Below are 1240 nucleotides of genomic sequence, written 5' to 3'. Positions count from 1 at the left end.
CGCTCTATGCTGATTTAAGTCAGCGCATGATGGATACCTGCGCACGATTTGCACCTGACATTAACGTGTATTCCATTGATGAGTGTTTTTTATATTACGGTAAAGAAGCTTTGTCGCCACCAGAGGGCTGGGCTACGCTAGCGACTCAGATTAGAAAAACCGTCTGGCGTGAAGTGAGATTGCCTATTTGTGTGGGGATAGGCCCAACGCCCACGTTAGCCAAAGTGGCGAACCATGCAGCCAAAAAAGTTGAGGGATTCAAAGGCGTTGCGGTACTCGATACCCAGGCAATCCGTAAAGACGTGTTATCGCAAATGGGCGTAACGGAAGTGTGGGGCATTGGTAAACGATTAGGATTACGCCTAAACGCATTAGGAATTAATACAGCATGGGAGCTAGCCAATCGAGACCCCTCGCAAATACGAAAAGAGTTTTCGATACTTGTCGAAAACACGGTGCGGGAGTTAAATGGTGAAGTACGCCACAGTTGGGATAGTGTGCGTGCAGCCAAAAAAGAGATATACAGCACGCGCAGCTTCGGTAATCGGATTACAGAATTCAATGAACTACGCAGTGCATTAGCCAGTCATGCTGAAACCGTCGCGATAAAACTGCGCAGGCAGAAGAGTCTCACCGGAAGTATGACGCTGTTCGCTACTAGCTCACCTCATGACGTTGAAGGCTATTTCCGGCGCTCACACTTTCATAGATTTACGGTGCCCACCAACGATACTTGCAACATCGTTAAAGTGATTGAAAGCGCCATAGGGCAACTTTATAAATCAGGGGTTCGCTATTACAAATGCGGTGTCGGTTTGATGGATTTACATGACGAAGGGTTGTTCCAATACGACCTTTTTAATCAATCAAGTGACAACACCAAGCTCATGGCGTGTATGGATAATATTAATGCAAGGTATGGGCGTTCAACCGTTCAACTGGCCGCTAAGGGCTTCGAGCAAAAGTTTGCTATGCGACGAGCGTTCCTCTCACCTCAATACACTACCAAGTGGAGTGACATACCCAAGATTATTTGTTAGTTAGGTGAAATAAATCCAGTACAACATAATGGGACAGTCTTAACGACGGTCGCCAGGCTCTGATTTCTTCGGATAGCGGATAACCAATGCTGTACCGATAACTAGTATTGCCAAAGGGATGAGAAAAATAAGCTCTTCGTACATGACATGCTCCTAATATATGAGGTCAGCTACAAGTATGTTTTCTACTTGCCTATATT

1 protein-coding gene is annotated in these 1240 nt (G+C 45.7%); it reads left to right on the top strand.

Translation table 11 applies throughout. The features are described 5' to 3' along the window. On the top strand, nucleotides 1-1040 hold a 1040-nt coding region (locus GPLA_RS11230; protein ID WP_040514554.1), incomplete at its 5' end, for a Y-family DNA polymerase. Between the last annotated feature and the right edge of the window lie 200 nt (nucleotides 1041-1240).

This window comes from Paraglaciecola polaris LMG 21857, from assembly GCF_000315055.1.
Lineage (GTDB): Bacteria > Pseudomonadota > Gammaproteobacteria > Enterobacterales > Alteromonadaceae > Paraglaciecola > Paraglaciecola polaris.
The sequence above is the reverse complement of the archived record's forward strand: the minus strand, read 5'-3'. Positions and strand labels throughout refer to the sequence as shown.